Genomic DNA, 21,704 nt, shown 5'->3' on the forward strand with positions numbered 1-21,704 from the left:
TTAAGATTGCTTGTCCTGAGATAAGATCTTCGCCGGCTTCATCAGGTTCTGTTTGGTCGGATGCTTCATATAAATGGCCATGCAACGACCTGAAGGAGCAAAGACAGCGACACGATCCTCCTCTGCAAAATGAGCAAATTCATCAGGCATTGGCAGGACTGCACCGTTTTCCACTTTACTTGCTAATGTATCATTTATCTCCCATTTCGGCAAATGATTGAGCGCACGCTCGATCGGCACAAGGTGCTCATTTATCGTCCCTTCCTCGCTCATATCACGAAGCTCGTCCAGGGTGATACATTCATCTAGTGTAAAGTCGCCTGAGCCTGTGCGAATGAGGTGTGACATGTGAGCCGGAAACCCTAGTTTTTTTCCGATATCAACCGCTAAGGTTCTGACATACGTACCTTTTGAGCAAAGAACAGTGAATCTGAATGACACGTTTCCATCTTCAAATGTGACAGGTGTAGTCCGCTCGATGCGGTGGATGGTAATTTCACGGCTTGGCCGCTCAATTTCAATTCCTTCTCTCGCATATTCATAGAGCTTTTTCCCGCCAATTTTCACAGCAGAAAACATTGGAGGAACTTGTTCAATGGTTCCTTCAAACTGTTTCAGCGCAGTATCAATTTCTTCTTCTGAAATCGGTGTTTGTACCTTTTTTTCTTCAACCACTTCACCAGTTTGGTCTTCTGTCGTCGTAGAAAAGCCAATCGTGATTTCTGCATCATACGTTTTCGATTTATCTGTTAAATACTCAACGATTTTCGTCGCTCTTCCAATACAAATGGGCAGAACACCTGATACTTCTGGGTCGAGGGTTCCTGTATGTCCGACTTTTTTTGTGTGCAATATCTTTCTCACTTTGAACACACAGTCGTGAGAGGTCATTCCTCTTTCTTTATGTAATAAAAGAACACCATTTATCATCTGCGTTCTCTCCTTTCATAAACGATGAAAAAGGACAGACGATCATCGCCTATCCTTATTTCAACGTCTTATTCGTGATCTTTTGTGTTTAGTTCAGCAATCAGGCTTTCAATTCGGTTACCGTAATCAACGGATTCATCGAATTCAAAGTGTAGTTCTGGTGTTTTGCGAAGTCTAATTCGATTGCCAATTTCAGAGCGGATATACCCTTTAGCCTTTGCTAGGCCTTTTAAGGTTTCCTCTCTTTTCTTCTCGTCTCCAAGAACAGAAATGTAGACTTTGGCAATTTGCAAATCACCGGTCACTTCGACATCGGTTACAGTCAAAAAGCCGATTCTTGGATCTTTCAGCTTTCTGCCAAGGATGTCGCCCAATTCTTTTTTCATTTGCTCACCCACACGGGTTGCTCTCATACTCATGATCTTATCACCTCTAATTAAAACCACTCAGTTTTCGTGATCGTACGTTCAATTTCAGGAAAAGAATCAATAAAGCTTAATACACGCTGAAGTTCCTTTTCCACTTGAACCCGAGATGAAGAAATCACGGCGATTCCAATTGATGTACGCTGCCATGTATCCTGATAATCCATTTCAGCAATGGTCACATTGAATTTATGGCGCGTTCTTGTCAATATACGCTGAAGAACCGCACGTTTTTCCTTCAGTGAGGATGCATCATAGATGATGCATTCACATTCGGTATAACCGATCATTTTCTTTCGATTTCTTGCATAACGAATGATTCCAGAACATCGCCTTCACGGATATCATTGTATTTCTTAATGGTAATACCACATTCATAGCCTTGTGAAACTTCTTTCACGTCATCCTTGAATCGTTTTAATACGTCGACTTCGCCTTCAAAAATGACGACGCCATCACGGATTAATCGGATACCACTATCTCTTGTGATCGTTCCTTCAGTGACATAGCCACCAGCAATTGTACCGATTTTAGATACTTTGAACGTTTGACGAACTTCAACTTGACCAATGACTTTTTCTTCATATTCAGGGTCAAGCATCCCTTTCATCGCAGCTTCAATTTCATCGATGACTTTATAGATAATGCGGTGCAAGCGGATATCTACGTTTTCTGTTTCAGCTGTGCTCTTCGCATTTCCATCAGGACGTACGTTAAATCCGATCACGATCGCATTAGAAGCACTTGCTAAAATGATATCAGATTCTGTAATCGCTCCAACACCCGTATGGATGATTTTCACTTTTACGCCTTCTACTTCAATTTTCTGAAGAGCTGCCGTCAGTGCTTCAGCAGAACCTTGTACGTCTGCTTTCACGATCAGGTTGATATCTTTCACTTCGCCTTGTTTGATTTGCTCAAATAGGTCATCTAAAGATAATTTCGCTTTGTCTGAACGCTGTTCATCAAGCTGTTTTGAAGCACGCGCTTCACCTACTTGACGAGCTGTTTTTTCGTCTTTGAATACGAGGAACTGATCGCCCGCATTTGGTACATCATTTAAACCAGTGATTTCAACAGGTGTAGATGGTCCTGCTGTTTTCACGCGACGTCCGATGTCATTGACCATTGCACGTACACGGCCAAATGTATTTCCAACAACGATTGGGTCACCTACTTGAAGTGTACCAGTTTGAACAAGAAGGGTTGCAACAGACCCTCTTCCTTTATCAAGCTCAGCCTCAATGACAGTTCCTTTAGCCGCACGATTTGGGTTGGCTTTCAGTTCTGCTACTTCGCTGACAAGAAGGATCATTTCGATCAATTCATCGATGCCTTCACCTGTTTTAGCAGATAGCGGAACGAAGATCGTTTCGCCGCCCCAAGCTTCTGGTACAAGGCCATGTTCAGTTAGTTCCTGCATCACACGGTCAGGGTTAGCTGTTGGTTTGTCAATTTTATTGACAGCGACAATGATTGGTACCTCTGCTGCTTTCGCATGGTTAATGGCTTCAATCGTTTGCGGCATCACGCCATCATCTGCTGCAACGACTAGGATTGTTGTATCAGTTACCTCGGCACCACGTGCACGCATAGTTGTGAATGCTGCGTGTCCAGGTGTATCAAGGAACGTAATTTTCTTGCCGTTTTCTTCAATTTGGTATGCACCGATATGCTGCGTGATTCCACCAGCTTCGCCTTCAACGACTTTCGTTTTACGAATGCTGTCAAGAAGGGTTGTTTTCCCGTGGTCAACGTGTCCCATGATCGTAACAACTGGAGGGCGTACTTGCATATCTTCTTCTTTATCTGCAACTTCATACTTTTCAAGTTCAGTTTCTTCTAAAATGATGACTTCCTCTACTGGAACACCATATTCAGAAGCGATCAATTCAACTGTATCTTTATCAAGCTCTTGGTTAATAGTTGCCATCACACCAAGCATCATCAGCTTCTTGATGATTTCAGCTGATTCTTTTCCAAGCTCTTCGGCAAGCTGGCCAACGGTCATTGAATTTGTAAATTCAATTTTTTCAGGAAGCTCTTTTTTAGGCTTCACAGGTCTAGCTTGCTGATGCTGTGACTTGTTGCCACCGCGTTTGTTTTTGTTTTTGTTTTGGTTGTTGTTTTTTTTGTTTTTATTAAATTGATTATTCTGCACGTCATTCTTCTTTCTATCATTGATTTTGTTAGATGATTGGTTTTTTTGTTCTGCGGGTTTCTCGTTAGCTGTCTCTTTTGCTTTGGCTTTTTTATATTTAGCGTCTAGCTTTTTCACAGTGTCGTCTTCAAGCGTCGCCATGTGGTTGTTCACTTCCACGTTCATATCCTTAAGCGCTGCTATAATATCTTTACTTGAAACATCTATGGCTTTTGCATATTCATATACTCTCACTTTAGCCATTCGTTCACCCCCAAATAAATTAATCGAGCAAGCTTATGAGCTTCTTAGCGAAGCCTTGGTCAGTGACAGCGACAACTACGCGAGCTTCTTTCCCAATAGAACGTCCGAGAACGGAACGGTCTTCAATTTTTCTAACCGGAACATTATAAAATTTGCATTTGTCAGATACCTTTTTCTCTGTGTTCGGTGAGGCATCTGCTGCAAGAAGAACCAGCTTAGCACGCGCATGTCTAACTTCTTTGATCACCAGATCTTCTCCTGACACGACTTTACGAGCTCGATTTGCTAGACCAAGCAAAGGATACCACTTAGATTCAGTCATTTGGTTTTTTCACCTTTTCAGCTAGTTCTAGTAATTCTTCAAATATGTGTTCGTCAATCTGTGTCTGAAATTGCTGCTGTAAACTGCGTTTGTTCTTTGCCGCAAGAATGGTTTCTTTATCGAGAGAAAGGTAAGCTCCGCGCCCGTTCATTTTTCCGGTTGCATCAACAGACACTTCACCTTCTTTAGAACGAACAACACGAATTAGCTCTTTCTTTGGTTTCATTTCTCCCGTCACGACGCATTTTCTAAGCGGGATTTTTTTTCGGCTTTTCACCTTTTATATCACCTCTTATTCGTCAGATTCCTCAGCTACTGGTTCAGCCTCTAAGAAAAGAGATTCAGAGTCTTCAGTTCTTGGGAAAATACCGAGCTCCCTTGCATCTGTTTCGCTTTTAATGTCAATCTTCCAGCTAGTCAGCTTCGCTGCAAGGCGCGCATTTTGACCTCTTTTACCAATGGCTAATGATAGCTGATAATCAGGAACAATCACTGTTGTCGCTTTATCTTCTTCATTAACAATGACATCAAGCACTTTTGATGGGCTCAATGCATTGGCAACAAATTCAACCGGATCATTAGACCAATGGACAATGTCAATTTTTTCGCCTTTTAGCTCGTTGACAATTGCTTGTACACGCTGGCCTTTTGGCCCAACACAAGAACCAACTGGATCAACATCAGGATCATCTGTGCGAACAGATATTTTAGAACGGTCCCCAGCTTCTCTAGCAACCGATTTAAGCTCTACAGTACCATCATAAATTTCTGGCACTTCAATTTCAAATAAACGCTTTAAAAGACCTGGATGTGTTCGAGACACATAAATTTGTGGTCCTTTTGTTGTTTTTTCTACTTTGGTAATGAACACTTTAATGCGGTCATGTGGTTTGTATTCCTCATTTGGCATTTGTTCGTTGACCGGAAGAAGGGCTTCGATTTTGCCAAGTGACACGTAAATGAATTTACTGTCAATTCGCTGAACGATTCCCGTCATAATGTCTTCCTCGCGATCGATGAACTCAGTGTAGATCACACCTCGCTCTGCTTCTCTCACTCGCTGCGTTACAACTTGTTTCGCTGTCTGAGCTGCAATACGTCCGAAATCTTTTGGTGTGACTTCAATCTCAACCACGTCACCTACCACGTAATTCGGGTTGATGCTGACTGCATCCTCTACAGAGATTTCAAGGCGAGAATCATACACTTCATCTACCACATCTTTTCTTGCAAATACGCGAATCGTTCCCGTTTCGCGGTTTAAATCAACACGAACATTTTGCGCTTGATTAAAATTACGCTTATATGCAGAAATGAGTGCAGCTTCTATCGCTTCAATAATAATTTCTTTACTAATACCCTTCTCTTTCTCAAGAACAGTCAGGGCATCTAACAACTCACTACTCATTTTTATGGTTCCCCCTTATATCAATGGAAAGGTTAATTGAACGAAACTGCTAATCTTGCGTTAGCTATTTTTTCGTATGGAATATTGATCTCTTTCTTTCTTGTCTTGATCTTCACTGTCACTGTTGCAATCTCACCATCAAAGCTTGTAAGCTCACCTTCAAACGCTTTTTCACCATCAATTGGTTCATATGTTTTCATGAAAACATTTTTTCCAAGTGCTTTTTCAAAATCAGCTTTTTTCTTTAATGGGCGCTCCGCTCCAGGAGAGGACACTTCAAGAAAGTAGTTTTGGCTAATCGGATCTGCCTCATCAAGCTTTTCGCTCAAGGCTTCGCTCACTTTGGCACACTCTTCGATATCGACGCCTTTATCAGAGTCAATAAACACGCGAAGGAACCAGTTTTGACCCTCTTTGACAAATTCAACATCAACGAGTTCAAGCTGTAAGCCATCTAAAATTGGCTGCACCATTTCGCTTACGACATCCACTACTTTTTTGCTCATTCTCTTCCTCCTTGTGCTTTCGATAAACGCTCTTATCAATCATTCTGCATAAAAACCCTGCTTTATGTGAGCAGGGGGAGCAGAAAACGGATGAATAATGTCGAGACAAAAATTGCCTGTTCAATACAAAAGAGCGGGTTTCCCCACTCTTGTCTCGGTAATCGTTAGCATTTCCATAAAAACTATACCATATCCAATTTTTTTATGCAAATGAAGTTCCTTATATACAGGCATTCGTCATCAGTTCTTTTCGTTCATTCTTTTGGCGTGTTCACTGATGACTGTTGCCTCTTTGCTCTCCTTTATGATTCGGAAACCGTCATAATCAGGATAGAGCGAGTCATCGTCTTGAATGCTTGTTAATATCCAAAATTGACTGCCAGCTCCTCCGAGTCGCTCAATCGTTAATAGCCAGCTTTGGTATACATCAGGACGCGCTGATTGATTTTGATAACCAAACTCTTCTAACACAACAGGTTTTCCTATCGCCTCCCCGTGGGTGATATGGTCTTCAATCCATTTCACTCCCCAAGCGGCTGACTTGTTCCAGTGATCTGGGTATAAATGATAGGTTCCATAATCGATATTGGGCAGAGCAGTCAAACGGTCCCAATCCACGCCTTCTCCGCCTCCATACAACCAATCATCATGTCCTGTTATGCGAAAGAATCCTTCATCTCCTACTGCGACAAGATGATGCCGATCTATCGATTTGATCCATGTACTCATTTCATTTGCCCAATTCACTAATATATTCCCTGTAGGATCGGACTGCACACGGGGCTCATTGGCAAGCTCCCATGTCATAATAGCAGGATCGTCTTTATATTGAACACCTGTATACGTATTGGTTCTCTCTAATACATAGCGCACATAATTTTTGTAAGCATTTTTGATACGAGTATCTGTATAAAAGGCATCGTGTGAGCCTGCCTGAAACCACTTAACGTATTGATTCATTCCGCCAAAATCATCCCAATTGTTGACTAGCGGGATGACTAGTTTTATGCCTTCCTGCCCTGCTTTATGAATCGCATAATCTAGTTTTCGAAAACCCGATTCTTCATAAACCCCTGGACTAGATTGCAAAACTGAGTTCTCTTGAGGAGCTCCATCGTGAAATCCCCAAATACGAATGACCTTTAGATTCATTGCTTTCATATCGTCAAAAACAGCATCTACCATCTTTTTTGATTTGTAATGAAAGTAATAGTTGTTTGTGCCAGCAAAGTAAAATGGTTGATTGTTCAACAAAAATTGTGTACCAGACGTTTGCACAAAAGAAGCGGCCTTTACAGTAAGAGAGAACCAGCCAGCCCATACAGCTATCACGAGTATGATACAAGGTACCGTTTGAGCCCATTTTTTCATTCATATTCTCCTCACAATCTATCATTCTGCAGGAACGATAACATTTAGTTGAAGCGGTGTTTGTTCATTTGAATCAAGTTCAATCGTTTGCTGCTTTAACATCTTACTTTGTTGCCCAATTCGAACCTCATATGTTCCGTGAAACGCTGGACATGCCACTTTTCCGCTAGCATCTGTTTTTTCAATTCTTTGTGTCGTCCACTCTTTTAGAAGATTTTCATACCGTTTTCCTGCTTCATTTAAAGACCAATCATAATTAACGATGGCTGCATGTTCACCCCGCCAGTGGGCACCTGCCCAAAATCCCCACATTAGCACACCTTTTACCGCTGGATGACTGAAAGCAACGCGATATAAAGCCTCTAAGTTATCTGCTCGTCTATTAGCATCTGGGTGAACAGAGTCGTACTCTGTGACCCAAATGGGGAGACCAAGCTCAGCTAGTACATCAAGTCTTTCTTTTACAATGACTGGATCCACCCGGTCTCCAAAGTGTCCTTGCACACCAATTGCCTCAACTGGTGCTCCTAACTGACGAAGTTCATTGATATGCGCTTTATAAGCATGATGCTCGCCATATGAGATCACATTATAATCATTCACAAACAGCAGCGCTTGAGGGTCAATTTTTTTCGTTTCTTCATACATCCACTTCCAAATATTTTTCCCGAAGCGGTCTTTAAAAAATGAACCGTGCATCATTTCGTTATTCACATCCCAATGACGGAATCTTCCTTTGAAATGATTGCCCGCATGCTCAAGCCGTCTTTTCATGGCTTCATATACTTCATGATTTGGTAGTGACCTAAGCCAGCTTGGATTCGCATCCTCTACTTCCCAAAATAAAGCATGACCCCTGACAGGCAGTTGATGCCTATCTGCAAACTGAAGCATGGCATCTGCTTTTTCATAGGTGATTTTCCCTCTTTCTGGCTCATTCGCGTACCATTTTGCCTCATTTTCAAAAACAGCCCAATTAAAATGCTTCACAAAGAAATCGGCGTATGTTTTGTTCAATAACACTTGATCATTCATCGCTGAACCAAAAGCGAATTCATGTCTGATTTGCTTGATTTCAACCTCTATGCCTGCCACTGGCTTTTTTTCATCATTCGTTACGTTGATCACAAGCTCTCTTTGTCTATGTTGTAAGATTCGATCATTCGCTTCTTTTCTCCAGCTTTGATTTTCTTGTTCTTGTGAACCACCATTCAATGGCTGGTGACTAAAATCTCTTTTTTTGTCCATGATGAAATCACCTTTACTTTCACTTGAGTTTTCTTATCAGACTGCCGGCTAAAAAAGCCGGCAGCTTCATTCGCTTACTCGTTAATCAGACGATGATATTCTGCATAAGCAGTGGCCATATCAACTTGCGACCAGAAGCGGTGGTATGTGAAAACCGGCGCTCCATTATCCCATGTACCTGTTGATTCATTAAACGATGCTTGATATTTACTCTCAAGTGCAGACCATGCTGGATCTTGTTTTATTTTCGGACGAAGATCTGCAAAACTCGTATAGACTCCGTTCCCTCCCCGCTGTGGATCAGACGGGGTGGTGTTGGCACCAGGGATTTGATTCCCTTGACCAAATGTTCCGGTCCACCCATTTGGGAAATATACTTCTTTTTTAAAGAAGCGATGGTAGTCTTCTCTTTCTTCCTCTGTGACGATTCCAATGCCATCATTGTAATTCCACGCAACATCAAGAAGCTGTGCGGCTGTATCTTTTGCTCTTATGCCAAGGGCTGTATAGTTACCTGTCTCTTTCTTTGTGGCAGCAGCAAAGAATGTTAAGGCTTTGACCAGACTACCTAGTACGCCAGTATCTTGAGTTGGATCTTTTGTTACAGCCGTTAAGTTTGGATTTCCAGTTGCGGACTGGAAACCGTTCCAAGTGTCAGGCTGGCCGCTCCATGCTATATTTCCAGGAATCCAAAACTCGCCTGGTGCATTCGTTGTAGCAACAGAAACATTCGTCCCTCCTAAAATCCGTTGTCCCTGACCATTTAAAAAATAACCCTCTTGATCTGTCACCGGACGTTTGTCAATAAAAATGTAATCTAATGTATAGTTGATCCATTTTGTCATAACAGATTTGGCCATTTGGAAATTTTCAGATGTTTTATCCCCGTCTTTTGCAAAGATATAATAAAGCTCCGCTACGCGCTCGATCGGCCATGCCTGCATCCCAAACCAGTTATTAGACGGAGGATCATGGTAAACAGGCGCATCTTCATATGCCATATCGTAAAATGTGCTTCTTCCTGCAGGATAAGCACTATAGTCGCCATTCCAGCTGTTGGTTGCGCCTCCTGCAATCGCTCCCTCTTTTGATTGAAGCCATACGTAAAATTCAAGCTGTCTCTTTAACGTTTTTTCCCAATCGCTTGCACCAGTAGCTGACGATGGCTTTAAGCCTCCTTTATCTGAGGATAAAGCATAAGCAGCGACGGGGTTTTGATACCCCTGGTGACAATGACTGGCACCGATACGCCATGACCAGTTCGCATAATCTCCAAGTCCTCCGCCCCATGAGGTATACCATGCCATTAAGTAGTGACAGGCACTCTTTCCATTACCAGGAGACGGGTTGCCCTGCTTCGCACTTCCAATCGTTTGAAAGTATTTATCATACATGCCATAACGAAGAAAATCGCCCATTTTTTTCGCTTTATCGAGATAAGTTGTTTGATTGTAGCCAAGCTCCTTCGCCCAATACATCGCCTGTACAGCACGCGCATCAGCGTCTGTCGCATTTGTATAGCGCCACTGGGCTGCTGGCGCTTGATTTTCTTTTGTAAATAAGCTCATAAAGCCTTCATTCGGTCTCCCCAACGATTTATCATCTTGTGATGGATGAGGGATGGCCTCCCATACTGATTCCTGAGGACCTCGCTGAAATGTGTTTACATAAGCGGCTGTATGTGATGGATTGAGTAAATTTCCATAGCTATACCAGTTGTCTACATCAAGGAGCCAGTGCATTAAATACGTTTCATTCGTCCCATACGTTGATTTCAGTTCGTTATCAAGCGGATCTTGACCAGCAGGACGAGCGCCGCTCAGCTGGCTAGGATATTGATCTGGATATGGTTTTTCTGAAGCGTATGTGGCTGGACTTGACGGATTGTAAGAGTTCATATGTGGCTGTTCGTCATTTCCGTCTTCATTTACTGGGATGATGAATTTCTCCATATTGTCCCAAGCAGCTTCTAACTTGCTCCAATCTCCTGTGTAATAGCCATATAAAACTTCAAGCCATAACCAGTAGCTATATGCCTCTGAAGTCGTCATATGCCCATAATCAGGTGCCTCACAAATGAGCGTCTCGATGGAGTGATACGGAATACCCTCTTTTGAAAAATATCCATTGGCATCGTTTTTCAATTGATGATAAAGCGTTAAAAACCGTTCTTTGTTTGTCATGTCCCTCACCCTTTAAATTGATATAGTTGATTTTTATTTGTCTGGAAGCGTGCCAAATACTAAAGCGCCATGATCAAAGACAGGAATCCTCTCTGTTTTTTGCATACTGGATGTTAACCCTTGAAAGGAATAATCATTTGAGGCATCCCATATATTCGCTTGATTTGTCGCGGATAATCGAAACTGTATTTCCTTCTTATGCTCAGACTCCCCGCCAGGAAAAATAGATACGCCAGTAAAATCGATTTCTGTAAAATATACATGGGATGATGCGTCATATACCGTTAACGGAGATAGGGAAGCGCCTTCATTGTAGGCTGACGTCACCTGAATATCTTTTTCAGTGAATCCCTTTGCAAATACCTCGCTAAGATTGACGTAATATCTAAAAGAAAGTGTTTGACTACTTCTCGCCGGCCAGCCTGATCGGTTGTATAAAATCGCTTTTACCTGAGTAGATGTTGTATCGTTATTCATTACAGCAGCCTCTACAAAAAATTCATCCTCCTCCTTTTCTTTAGGCGGAAAATTCGGTAGCTTTGACTGTCCTTTACCAAACAGTTGCACCATTTTGGCTATATTTCCAGTAAAGGCTGCATTATAGTCAGTCGCCACCTCGTTTGATACATAGTCAGAGATGTCATCGACATATTGATCCTGTGCATTTGGCCCCCCAACAAGCGCTCCATAAAGTGTGTGCCGATGATATGAAGGGTTTGTCAGCTGGTTGGACCATGAGCCATGTGCAGTTCGATGATGTGGATGCATTGGCGAATTGTGACCAAAACCAACGACATAGCTCCTATTTTGAGGATTGTCTCCTAGCATATAATGCGTTTGCTTGATCGCAAACGATTGGTATCGATTCTTTTTTTCTTGATCAGAAATCCAATCAGCGTACACAAAGGCTAGAAATGCTGCATTTGCTGTGTAGCGAAGCGACCCCCATTGATCAAGCCACGCAAGACCGCCAGGCGTATATGTGATTCTTTCTACTCGCCCATTTTGAACAAGGCCCGTAGACCAGTAATCGAGATTACGTTCAGTCGATTCAATAAACCTTTGCTCCTTCGTGATTCTTGCGAGTAAGATTTGTGAAGCAAAGAAAGTGTTATCCCACGACATGGTAAACTTATAGTCCCAATCCTTCGGCCATTCGTCTACCGCCTTTAGCGCTTGATCTAAATAGGACTGTTCATTTGTCGCCAAGTACAGCCATATCCCTCCCCAAATGAGCTCGTCAATGTAGCCGCTCCATGAGTTGTAAAAGGGCTGAGCATTGGTGACACAATCTGTATACTCGCCGCGATATTGATCAGCAAATGCATAAAGCTGTTTTGCATGTGTGAGAAGCTTTGCTGCATATGACGCATCAGTCTCTTTAAAAATGATAGAACCTGCTGCTAAAGCTGCCGCAGTTTGTGCGGCTACTTCTGTCCCTGGACAATGTTCATCAATTTTAAAAGCTGGCCGGCTCATTGGCATCACTTCTGCTGGTCCCCACCAGCCATGATCAGCGTTCCCATCACCTACTTGCGCCCAAAATTCGTTCGGACCTGTATGTGCTTTCAAAAAATAATCGGTCGCCCACTTGATTTGATCTAACATATCATCAAGTAAGTCTGCCTCTTCATAAGCTTCTCGGTATTCATAAACTGTCCATGCCAGCACGGCTGCAGAGTAAGCCATCGGAAGTCCAAATTTCACGTGATCGCCTGCGTCATACCAGCCGCCTGTTAAGTCATGGCCAACATCCTTCCCATCCTCTAGTCCAGAATCACCGCGCCAGTTGAGACGGTTGCTATTAGGAAGCCTTCCAGACCTCTGCGCTTCGTAGAACAAAATTGATTTTTGAAGAACCTCTACATAGTTATAAGATGACATTTCCCTATTGCTCACCCCTTCTTTTTAGTGCTACTGAAACAACCACCTCCTTTTTATTTGGTGCGTGATCTGTACAGTTTTGAAAAGAATCAAACATGTTTCAAAAATAAGCATAGTAAACAGCAATCAGCTTTACGCTCATCGAAGGTTTTCTCTTGATTCTCCTTGTGACTGTACCCAGAATGATCATATGTCGGATGAGAACATTTCAGACGGCGAAATTCTCTTTTTTGCTCTATTTGGGTAGAAAGAATGACACACAATCGCTTCTCTTAAAACATCACGTTAAATCAAGGTATATGAAGGATTAAGAAAATAATTCCAATTGATAAAAATGTTTATTAGTTAACATAATAAAATTATCGTATATAATAAAAAGAACGCCCCTTTAAGGGCGCTCTTCATTTATCACATTAAAACAAAGAAAGCTGGTTTTGATCAGGCAGTGCTTCTAAGCAGCCCTGACGATCCAAATATTCAAGAATGGTCTTAGAGACTTTCCCGCGTTTTTGTAGATCTTCTTTTGAAAGGAATTCACCATCTTGACGTGCGCGTACAATATTTAGCGCAACGTTCGTTCCAAGTCCAGGGATTGAATTGAATGGCGGAATTAATCCGTCTCCATCAATGATAAACTCTGTTGCACTTGAGCGGTAGAGGTCAACTTTTTTGAAATGATAGCCTCTTTCGCACATTTCAAGTGCAAGCTCTAGTACAGTTAATAGGTTCTTTTCTTTCGGTGATGCATCTAGACCTTTTGAGTTAATATCGTCCATGACAGCTCGAATCGCATTCGATCCTTTTGTCATAGTTTCGATATCAAAGTCATCCGCACGAACGGTAAAGTAAGCCGCGTAGTACAGAAGTGCATGATGCACCTTGAAGTAAGCTATCCGAACAGCCATTAATACATAGGCAGCCGCGTGGGCTTTAGGGAACATGTATTTGATCTTTTTACAAGAAGCAATATACCAGTTCGGTACATGATTATTCTTCATTTCTTCTTCCCATTCAGGAGGAAGTCCCTTCCCTTTACGAACAGATTCCATGATTTTAAAGGCAAGTGATGGGTCTAACCCTTGATAGATGAGATAGACCATAATATCGTCACGGCAGCCAATCACTTCGCTTAGTTCACACGTTTTATTATGTATGAGCTCTTGCGCGTTTCCGAGCCATACATCTGTACCGTGTGATAGACCAGAGATCTGAACGAGCTCTGAGAAGGTTGTTGGTTTCGTATCCTCAAGCATTTGCCGAACAAATCTTGTCCCAAACTCTGGGATTCCGAGTGTTCCTGTTTTACAGCCAATTTGCTCTTCTGTTACACCAAGAGGCTCCGTCCCTTGGAAGATTTTCATGACTTCAGGGTCGTCTGTCGGAATGGTTTTAGGATCGATTCCGCTTAAGTCCTGAAGCATACGAATGACCGTAGGATCATCGTGCCCAAGTATATCTAACTTCAGCAAGTTATCATGGATCGAATGGAAATCAAAATGCGTCGTTTTCCATTCGGATCCTGTCGCATCAGCTGGATATTGAATAGGTGAGAAATCGTAAATGTCCATATAATCCGGCACAACGATAATACCACCTGGATGCTGGCCCGTTGTCCGTTTTACCCCTGTACATCCTTGCACAAGCCGGTCGATTTCTGCGCCTCTCATATGAAGATTATGATCTCCTGCATAGCCTTTCACGTAACCATATGCCGTTTTTTCTGCAACGGTACCGATTGTGCCTGCGCGGTATACATACTCTTCACCGAACAGCTCTTTTGTATAGTTATGCGCATGCGGCTGATATTCCCCGGAGAAGTTCAAGTCGATATCAGGGACTTTATCTCCTTTAAAACCTAAGAACGTTTCAAACGGAATATCATGTCCGTCTTTTTTATACGGCGCACCACATTCTGGACAGTCTTTATCAGGAAGGTCAAAACCTGAACCAACAGATCCGTCATTAAAGAACTCAGAGTGCTTACAACTTGGGCATACATAATGCGGTGCGAGTGGGTTCACTTCTGTAATTTCTGTTAATGTCGCAACAAGGGATGATCCGACAGATCCCCTTGAACCAACTAGATATCCGTCATCTAGTGATTTCTTTACGAGCTTATGAGAGATTAAATAAATGACGGCGAAGCCATGACCAATAATACTTTTTAATTCCTTCTCAATACGGTCTTCTACGATTTTCGGTAATTCATCTCCGTAGATGCTGCGCGCCATTTGATAGCTCATTTCCCGTATTTCTTCATCTGCACCTTCAATTTTTGGTGTATAAAGATCATCTTTGATTGGTTTAATGCTTTCGACCATCTCAGATACTTTTTTCGTATTCGTCACGACGATCTCTTTTGCTTTCTCGTCTCCTAGGAAAGAGAACGCTTCTAGCATTTCATCTGTCGTTCTAAAATGAACTTTTGGCAGTTCATGACGATTAAGTGGATTCGCACCACCCTGTGATGAAATTAAAATTTTACGATAAATTTTGTCTTCTGGATGCAGGTAGTGCACATTCCCAGTCGCCACGACTGGTTTATTCAGCTTTTCACCAAGCTTCACAATATTTGTGATAATTTCTTTTAATGCACGTTCATCTCGAACAAGCTCTAGCTGTAGTAAATGCTGATACACTTCTGGCGGATGAACCTCTAAATAGTCATAAAATGCTGCAATGTCTTCCACCTCATCAGGTGACTTTTGCATCATTCCTTCAAAAACTTCACCCTTATCACAAGCCGACCCAACAATCAAACCTTCTCGATATTTCTCAAGCTGTGAGCGCGGTATGCGAGGCACCCTATAGAAATAATGAATATGAGAAAGTGAAACAAGCTTGAATAAATTTTTGAGTCCCGTCTCATTTTGCGCAATCACTGTCGCATGGTAAGGACGTGAGCGCTGGTAAGCATTGGACTGACCCATGTTCTCATTCAGTTGATCATGGTAGGCAATCTCTTTTTCAGCCGCATCTTTTAGCATCTTCAGCATCAGGTAGCCTGTCGCTTCTGCATCATAAATGGCGCGGTGATGCTGCGTAAGTTCAATATCAAACTTTTTACAAAGTGTGTTCAACCGGTGATTTTTAAATTCCGGGTAAAGGAATCGGCCGAGTTCAAGTGTATCAATGACAGGATTTGATGCTTTATCTGTTTTTAACAGGCGTTTATACGCTGCATTTAAAAAGCCCATATCAAAGCTCGCATTGTGCGCAACAAGGATATCTTGTCCAATCCACTCTTTGAAATCCCGAACAACATCGACAACATCTGGTGCGTCTCTGACCATGTCATCGGTAATACCGGTTAACTCAATGGTTGTCGCTGATAACGGGTGATGAGGATTTGCAAATGCCTCAAAGCGATCAATAATTTCCCCGCCTTGGATTTTCACTGCTGCAAGCTCAATGATCGTGTCATAAACAGCAGAAAGCCCGGTTGTCTCTACGTCAAATACGACAAACGTCGCATCCTCTAACAAGCGGTGCTCTGGGTTATATGCAATCGGCACCCCATCATCGACTAAGTTGATTTCCACACCGTACATCATTTTGATGCCATGCTTTTTACTGGCTGCATACGCATCTGGAAAGGACTGCACAACGGCGTGATCTGTCAGGGCAATCGCTTCATGTCCCCATTTTTTTGCTTGTTCAACAAGCCTGCCGATACCAGTGACAGCATCCATTTGACTCATAGGGGAATGCAAATGAAGCTCGATACGCTTTTCACCCTCAGGTGCTGTATCTTCTTTCAGCTGAGGTTTCATTTCATTGACATCATTGGCGATCATGACAAGATCTCTGACAAACGTATCGTTTTGAATGCTTCCTCTTGCTTTCACCCACATCCCTTTTTTCAAGGATTTCATGAGCTGGGCATCTTCTTTTTCTCTCGCAAACATTTTGATCAAAATACTGTTTGTATAGTCGGTGATCTTAAAGATACAAAGCGTTCTGCCGCTTTTCAATTCACGCGTTTCTGCATCAAACACGTAGCCTTGGACGGTGATTCTTCTTTCCTCGTCCATAATACTATCTAGCGTACGAATTTCTTCATTGTCTTTGATTTGGTATCCAATCATAAGAGGGCCGGATGGCGCTTCCTCCTGATCCTCACTTTCTTTCTTCTCCATCTCAGTGAGGGCTTGCATGGCTCTTTCTTGGTCTTCAGCGAGCTTTTGTTCTCTGAACTTCTGAATCTCTTGATCTGATACGAAAATTTCTGTATCAAATTGTAGCTCAGGAAAACCAACTTGTTTAAATGCAGCCTGGAGCATTGGGCTATACTTCTTCTTGATCGCCAAAGCCTCTGTTTCGCTTTTCGTTTTGATGATGATTTTATGCCCAGACAGCGCCGGTTTTTGCTGCTGAAGCAAGCTGATGATTGGGGGAGAAATTCCTTGAAGCTCTTCCACACAATGTGACCAATACGATTGCACGAGCTCCTCAGATATGTGCGGATCATTGACTTCAATCGTACAAGTGACTTGTGCAATATGAGAAAATGCATTTGTCAGCCTGCTCAGAAACATTGCATATACCTTGTAAGGCAGAAGTGCCTTAAATTTAAAAAGGAAATGCCACGTTTTCGTCGCCTTATGCACCGTCAATTTGACGATTTCACCTTCTTCAAAGTAACGACTGAGGTCATCATCTGTCATTTGAATCTGATTGAGTAATATATGAAATTGCCGTCGGGTGATCGGTAATTGTTCATCCAAGACAGGACCCTCCTTTTGTAAATCAGAAAGGTACCTCTTTTCTACAGGAGGTACCTTCATTTTTTTGTTCGTTTTATGCTTGGCGTATAAATGAAATCAATTCATCAACAGATACTTCATGTGATTCACCTGATTTTCTAAACTTCACTTCTACAATACCTTCTTCTGAACGTTTCCCGCAGCTAATGCGAACTGGCAGGCCAATTAAGTCACTGTCTGCAAATTTCACTCCTGCACGCTCTTGACGGTCGTCAAAAAGTACGTCAAAGCCCTCATCTTCTAAGCGCTCGTATAACGTTTCAGCCAGTTCTTTTTGTGCATCATTTTTCATATTTAATGCAAGGAGATGAAGGTCATATGGTGCAACTGTTTCCGGCCAGATAATGCCTTTATCATCATGATGCTGTTCAACAATAGCTGAAAGGGTTCTAGAGATACCAATGCCATAGCAGCCCATGATCATTGGCTGCGCGCGTCCATTTTCATCGAGGTACGTTGCATCCATGGCCTCAGAATAACGTGTGCCCAGCTTAAAGACTTGTCCTACTTCAATTCCTTTTGCAAATTGGATTGTGCCTTCTCCATCTGGAGAGACGTCTCCTTCTTGAATTAAGCGAAGGTCGGTGAATTTTTTCACTGTCACATCACGTGCAGGGTTGACATTGACATAGTGATAATCAGATTCGTTTGCACCTGCAACTGCATTTGTCATTCCTTTTACAGCGAGGTCTGCATAAATATCGACTTCTGCTTCTAGCTTAACAGGTCCAACAAATCCAGGCTCTGTTCCAATGACTTCTAGCACTTCTTCGCGTGAAGCAAGCTCTACAAGCTGTGCTCCTACCAAGTTCTTTACTTTCACATCATTTACTTCGTGATCACCTCTAGTGAGGACAAGAACATACGCCTCGTCTGCTTTAAACAAAACAGACTTGATACATGCCGATGGGGCTACTTCTAAGAATGCAGCCACGTCTTGAATCGTTTTTACTTGCGGCGTGTGTACTTTTTCAAGTTCTTTAAAGTCCTCAGGATTTGCTTCTTCTCCTTGATACACAGCCTCAGCCATTTCAATGTTCGCTGCATAAGAAGAAGTATCAGAATAAGCGATTGTATCTTCTCCTACTTCTGACAGCGCCATGAACTCATGAGTATCTTTTCCTCCCATTGCACCAGAATCTGCAATGACTGGTCTAAAATTAAGACCCACTTTGGAGAACACATTAGAGTAAGCCGTAAACATTTTGTTGTATGTGTCATCAAGACTTTCTGGTGAAGAGTGGAATGAGTAAGCATCCTTCATAATAAATTCACGTCCTCGCAGTAAACCAAAGCGAGGTCTTTGTTCATCGCGGAATTTTGATTGAATTTGATAAAGAGTCAAAGGAAGCTTCTTATACGATTTCACTTCACTGCGTACTAGTGATGTGATCACTTCTTCGTGCGTTGGGCCTAGCGCGAACTCGCGGCCATGACGATCTTTCATACGCATGAGTTCTGGACCGTATGTATACCATCTTCCTGACTCTTGCCACATTTCTGCTTGCTGCAACACTGGCATTAACAGCTCAGCTGCTCCTGCCTTTTCCATTTCCTTGCGAACAATGGTTTGAATATGCTGGATGACTTTATGAGCCAGCGGCAGGTAGTGATAGATTCCACTTGTATTTTGTCTAATGAATCCAGCTCTTACTAATAGCTGATGACTTTTTGCTTCAGCATCTGCTGGCACCTCTCGAAGAGTTGGAATGAAAGTCAGGGATTGTCTCATGTCGTTACACCTCATTTATTAAATAGGACTTCTCACAAAAACTCTTGTTTCCCAAGATGAGAAACAAGAGACATTGGTTTTTATAAAAATAATCGCTGGATGTCATTCCACGTAACCACTAGCATTAACAGCATGAGGAAAGCAACACCGATGAAGACAACAAGTGCTTCTTTCTCACGATTAATTGGTTTACCGCGAATAGCTTCAACAAATAAGAAAAGTAAACGTCCTCCGTCTAATGCAGGAATCGGTAATAAATTGACGATTCCTAAGTTGATGCTGAGGAACGCCGCAAACTGCATTAATGTTAACACACCTTGTTTGGCTACTTCTCCTGTCATGTCATAGATCCCGACAGGACCTGCCAGCATATCTAATGAAAATTGTCCTGTGACAATTTTTTGCAAGTTCGTTAAGATCAGACCTGCCGTTGATATCACAGTCGTTCCTGAAGATGAAATGACTTTTAGAAATCCATTTTCTGTTGGCGGATATGATCCAAAACGGCCAATGTTTTTCCCGTCTGCTTTCACAGCTTCTGGTACAACCTGCACGGTGCTTTCTTTGCCGTCTCGGTCAATGACGACATTCATTTTTTTCTCGGGGTTTTTTTGAACCGTTTGAACCACGTCTGTCCAAGAATTCATTTTATCCCCATTAATCGAAACGATTTCATCCCCCTGCATGAGACCAGCTTGTGCCGCTCGGCCATCTTTCGTGAGCTTACCGAGCACAGGATCATCTACGGTTACACCTTGAATAAAACCTAAAGCGACTAATATCACGTATGCCAGGATAAAGTTCATGATCGGTCCAGCTGCGATAGCTTTAATACGCTGCCATACCGTTTTTGAACCAAATTGACGATTGTATGGTGCGATTTGAATTTCTTCACCATCTGCAATATAGAAGCTTGTTTGACTTACATTGTAACCAGTCAGAATATCTTCATTTCCAGCTTCATATCCTGAGATTCTCATGGCATGATCTAAATCTATCTGCTCGACCTCGATGACAAGTGCATCAGGATATTTCTCTTTATCATTTAAAATGATTTTTTCTACTTCATTTTGCTCATTGAATAAGAGCCCCACTGTATGACCTGGTTTAATTTCAATGACTTCAGGGTCCTCTCCAGCCATTTTGACAAATCCACCGATAGGTAGAAGTCTAATGGTATAAACGGTTTCTTTTCGTTTAAAGGAGAAAATCTTCGGCCCAAAACCAATTGCGAACTCGCGGCATAAAATACCCGCGCGCTGCGCCATAATTAAATGGCCGAGCTCGTGGAAAAAAACGAGCGTTCCAAAAATAATAATAAACGCAATCACTGTATTCACGAACATACCACCTTATGTGAGGATTGATTGAACAAAGTCTCGTGTATCTTTGTCCACTTCATGGATATCTTGCAAACTAGGTTTTGAAATCACATGATGTCTCATTAGTGCCTTTTCAATCAATTCTTCAATTTGCAGGAACGTCACTTTGCCTTTTAGAAATGCATCCACGGCGATTTCATTTGCTGCATTGAGCACAGCAGGCATTGTCCCTCCTATTTTACCTGATTCATAAGCAAAATGTAAGCAGCGATACCTGTCAAAATCCGCTTTTTGGAAATTCAATTGTCCAATCTCCCAAAGGTTCAATGATTTCGCTTCTTTTAATGGCGCCCTGTCAGGGTAAGTGAGTGCATATTGAATGGGCACTCTCATATCAGGTGTACCTAACTGTGCCATGACGCTTTTGTCGTGAAATTCCACCATCGAATGGATGATGCTCTCTTTATGTAACAGTACATCAATTTGATCATATGGTATATCAAACAACCAATGCGCCTCGATCACCTCGAGCCCTTTATTCATCATGGTCGCTGAATCAATTGTAATTTTTGCTCCCATTGACCAGTTTGGATGATTCAGCGCTTCTTCAACCGTAACATCTTCAAGTTCAGTTCGTTTTTTATCTCGGAAACTACCACCTGAAGCTGTCACGATTAAGCGTTCAATGTTTTTAGCTTGTTCACCTTGCAGGCATTGGAAAATAGCGGAGTGCTCACTATCGACAGGAAGTAAAGGTACATCATATTTTTTGGCGTACTCTTTTACTATATGACCAGCTGTCACAAGTGTTTCCTTATTTGCGAGTGCAATCGTCTTTTTTTGTTCAATGGCCTTTAATGTTGGAACAAGCCCAACACTTCCTACAAGTGCATTGACCACAACGTCCACTGCATCATAGGTCGCTGCCTCGATGTTGGCTTCATCACCTGCAGCCATCTTAACATCGTATTCAAATGAATGACTTTTTAGCGTGCGATAGGTCTCTTCGTCTAAACACCCGACGAATTCAGGCTGAAAATGCTCAATGATGGGAATAGCCTTGTCTACATTTCTGCCAAACGTCATGGCTTTCAGCTTAAATTTGTCTTGGTGCTGCCTGATCACATCTAATGTTTGTTCTCCAATTGATCCTGTTGCGCCTAATAGCGAAATATATTTCAAATTGCCACTCCTTCTCTCGTT

The 21,704-nt window shown here is 42.2% G+C and carries 16 protein-coding genes; all 16 read right to left on the reverse strand.

Annotation, left to right across the window (positions count from 1 at the left end; translation table 11 throughout):
- Window positions 1-930, reverse strand: coding sequence for a tRNA pseudouridine(55) synthase TruB (gene truB / locus C6W18_RS09720; RefSeq protein WP_105927467.1), 930 nt, complete (start codon window positions 928-930; stop codon window positions 1-3).
- Window positions 931-998: 68 nt separating this feature from the next.
- Window positions 999-1,349: a 30S ribosome-binding factor RbfA gene (gene rbfA, locus C6W18_RS09725; RefSeq protein ID WP_003210803.1), complete on the reverse strand. Its 351-nt coding sequence runs from the start codon at window positions 1,347-1,349 to the stop codon at window positions 999-1,001.
- A 17-nt stretch (window positions 1,350-1,366) separates the two neighbouring features.
- A complete protein-coding gene (locus C6W18_RS09730) occupies window positions 1,367-1,645 on the reverse strand; it encodes a DUF503 domain-containing protein (protein WP_058013967.1) in 279 nt (92 codons plus the stop codon).
- The gene (gene infB / locus C6W18_RS09735; RefSeq protein ID WP_105927468.1) at window positions 1,642-3,759 is read right to left on the reverse strand and encodes a translation initiation factor IF-2; all 2,118 of its coding nucleotides are present in this window, start codon (window positions 3,757-3,759) and stop codon (window positions 1,642-1,644) included. Before infB ends, C6W18_RS09730 begins: the two co-directional genes overlap by 4 nt.
- Window positions 3,760-3,778: 19 nt before the next feature.
- A complete protein-coding gene (locus C6W18_RS09740; RefSeq protein ID WP_034317646.1) occupies window positions 3,779-4,081 on the reverse strand; it encodes a YlxQ family RNA-binding protein in 303 nt (100 codons plus the stop codon).
- Window positions 4,074-4,358, reverse strand: a complete 285-nt coding sequence (gene rnpM / locus C6W18_RS09745; RefSeq protein ID WP_008344742.1) for an RNase P modulator RnpM — start codon at window positions 4,356-4,358, stop codon at window positions 4,074-4,076. The genes C6W18_RS09740 and rnpM overlap by 8 nt, the downstream gene beginning before the upstream one ends.
- Before the next feature lie 15 nt (window positions 4,359-4,373).
- Window positions 4,374-5,489 carry a transcription termination factor NusA gene (nusA, locus tag C6W18_RS09750; RefSeq protein ID WP_105927469.1) on the reverse strand — a complete coding sequence of 372 codons (1,116 nt, stop codon included), beginning with the start codon at window positions 5,487-5,489 and terminating at the stop codon, window positions 4,374-4,376.
- A gap of 32 nt (window positions 5,490-5,521) precedes the next feature.
- Window positions 5,522-5,995: a ribosome maturation factor RimP gene (gene rimP / locus C6W18_RS09755; RefSeq protein ID WP_003211398.1), complete on the reverse strand. Its 474-nt coding sequence runs from the start codon at window positions 5,993-5,995 to the stop codon at window positions 5,522-5,524.
- 240 nt (window positions 5,996-6,235) lie between these two features.
- On the reverse strand, window positions 6,236-7,366 hold the full coding sequence (locus tag C6W18_RS09765; RefSeq protein WP_105927470.1) for a glycoside hydrolase 5 family protein: 1,131 nt from the start codon (window positions 7,364-7,366) through the stop codon (window positions 6,236-6,238).
- A 21-nt stretch (window positions 7,367-7,387) separates the two neighbouring features.
- A complete protein-coding gene (locus C6W18_RS09770) occupies window positions 7,388-8,614 on the reverse strand; it encodes an endo-1,4-beta-xylanase (RefSeq protein WP_105927471.1) in 1,227 nt (408 codons plus the stop codon).
- Between the two features lie 74 nt (window positions 8,615-8,688).
- Entirely contained in the window at window positions 8,689-10,797 is a 2,109-nt protein-coding gene (locus tag C6W18_RS09775; protein WP_105927472.1) for a glycoside hydrolase family 48 protein, read from the reverse strand.
- Window positions 10,798-10,830: 33 nt separating this feature from the next.
- A complete protein-coding gene (locus C6W18_RS09780; protein WP_105927473.1) occupies window positions 10,831-12,681 on the reverse strand; it encodes a glycoside hydrolase family 9 protein in 1,851 nt (616 codons plus the stop codon).
- Window positions 12,682-13,094: 413 nt separating this feature from the next.
- On the reverse strand, window positions 13,095-17,408 hold the full coding sequence (locus C6W18_RS09785) for a PolC-type DNA polymerase III (RefSeq protein WP_105927474.1): 4,314 nt from the start codon (window positions 17,406-17,408) through the stop codon (window positions 13,095-13,097).
- 73 nt (window positions 17,409-17,481) lie between these two features.
- A complete protein-coding gene (locus C6W18_RS09790) occupies window positions 17,482-19,179 on the reverse strand; it encodes a proline--tRNA ligase (RefSeq protein ID WP_105927475.1) in 1,698 nt (565 codons plus the stop codon).
- 80 nt (window positions 19,180-19,259) lie between these two features.
- Window positions 19,260-20,525, reverse strand: coding sequence for an RIP metalloprotease RseP (rseP, locus tag C6W18_RS09795; protein ID WP_105927476.1), 1,266 nt, complete (start codon window positions 20,523-20,525; stop codon window positions 19,260-19,262).
- Window positions 20,526-20,531: 6 nt separating this feature from the next.
- Entirely contained in the window at window positions 20,532-21,683 is a 1,152-nt protein-coding gene (gene dxr, locus C6W18_RS09800) for a 1-deoxy-D-xylulose-5-phosphate reductoisomerase (RefSeq protein ID WP_105927477.1), read from the reverse strand.
- Between the last annotated feature and the right edge of the window lie 21 nt (window positions 21,684-21,704).

It is taken from the genome of Bacillus sp. LLTC93 (assembly GCF_002993125.1).
Taxonomy (GTDB): Bacteria; Bacillota; Bacilli; order Bacillales; family Bacillaceae; genus Bacillus; species Bacillus zhangzhouensis.

Coding starts and splice junctions, on each gene's coding strand:
- truB (WP_105927467.1), bottom strand. CDS start 930: ATGATAAATGGTGTTCTTTTATTACATAAAGAAAGAGGAATGACCTCT.
- rbfA (WP_003210803.1), bottom strand. CDS start 1,349: ATGAGTATGAGAGCAACCCGTGTGGGTGAGCAAATGAAAAAAGAATTG.
- C6W18_RS09730 (WP_058013967.1), bottom strand. CDS start 1,645: ATGATCGGTTATACCGAATGTGAATGCATCATCTATGATGCATCCTCA.
- infB (WP_105927468.1), bottom strand. CDS start 3,759: ATGGCTAAAGTGAGAGTATATGAATATGCAAAAGCCATAGATGTTTCA.
- C6W18_RS09740 (WP_034317646.1), bottom strand. CDS start 4,081: ATGACTGAATCTAAGTGGTATCCTTTGCTTGGTCTAGCAAATCGAGCT.
- nusA (WP_105927469.1), bottom strand. CDS start 5,489: ATGAGTAGTGAGTTGTTAGATGCCCTGACTGTTCTTGAGAAAGAGAAG.
- rimP (WP_003211398.1), bottom strand. CDS start 5,995: ATGAGCAAAAAAGTAGTGGATGTCGTAAGCGAAATGGTGCAGCCAATT.
- C6W18_RS09765 (WP_105927470.1), bottom strand. CDS start 7,366: ATGAAAAAATGGGCTCAAACGGTACCTTGTATCATACTCGTGATAGCT.
- C6W18_RS09770 (WP_105927471.1), bottom strand. CDS start 8,614: ATGGACAAAAAAAGAGATTTTAGTCACCAGCCATTGAATGGTGGTTCA.
- C6W18_RS09775 (WP_105927472.1), bottom strand. CDS start 10,797: ATGACAAACAAAGAACGGTTTTTAACGCTTTATCATCAATTGAAAAAC.
- C6W18_RS09780 (WP_105927473.1), bottom strand. CDS start 12,681: ATGTCATCTTATAACTATGTAGAGGTTCTTCAAAAATCAATTTTGTTC.
- C6W18_RS09790 (WP_105927475.1), bottom strand. CDS start 19,179: ATGAGACAATCCCTGACTTTCATTCCAACTCTTCGAGAGGTGCCAGCA.
- rseP (WP_105927476.1), bottom strand. CDS start 20,525: ATGTTCGTGAATACAGTGATTGCGTTTATTATTATTTTTGGAACGCTC.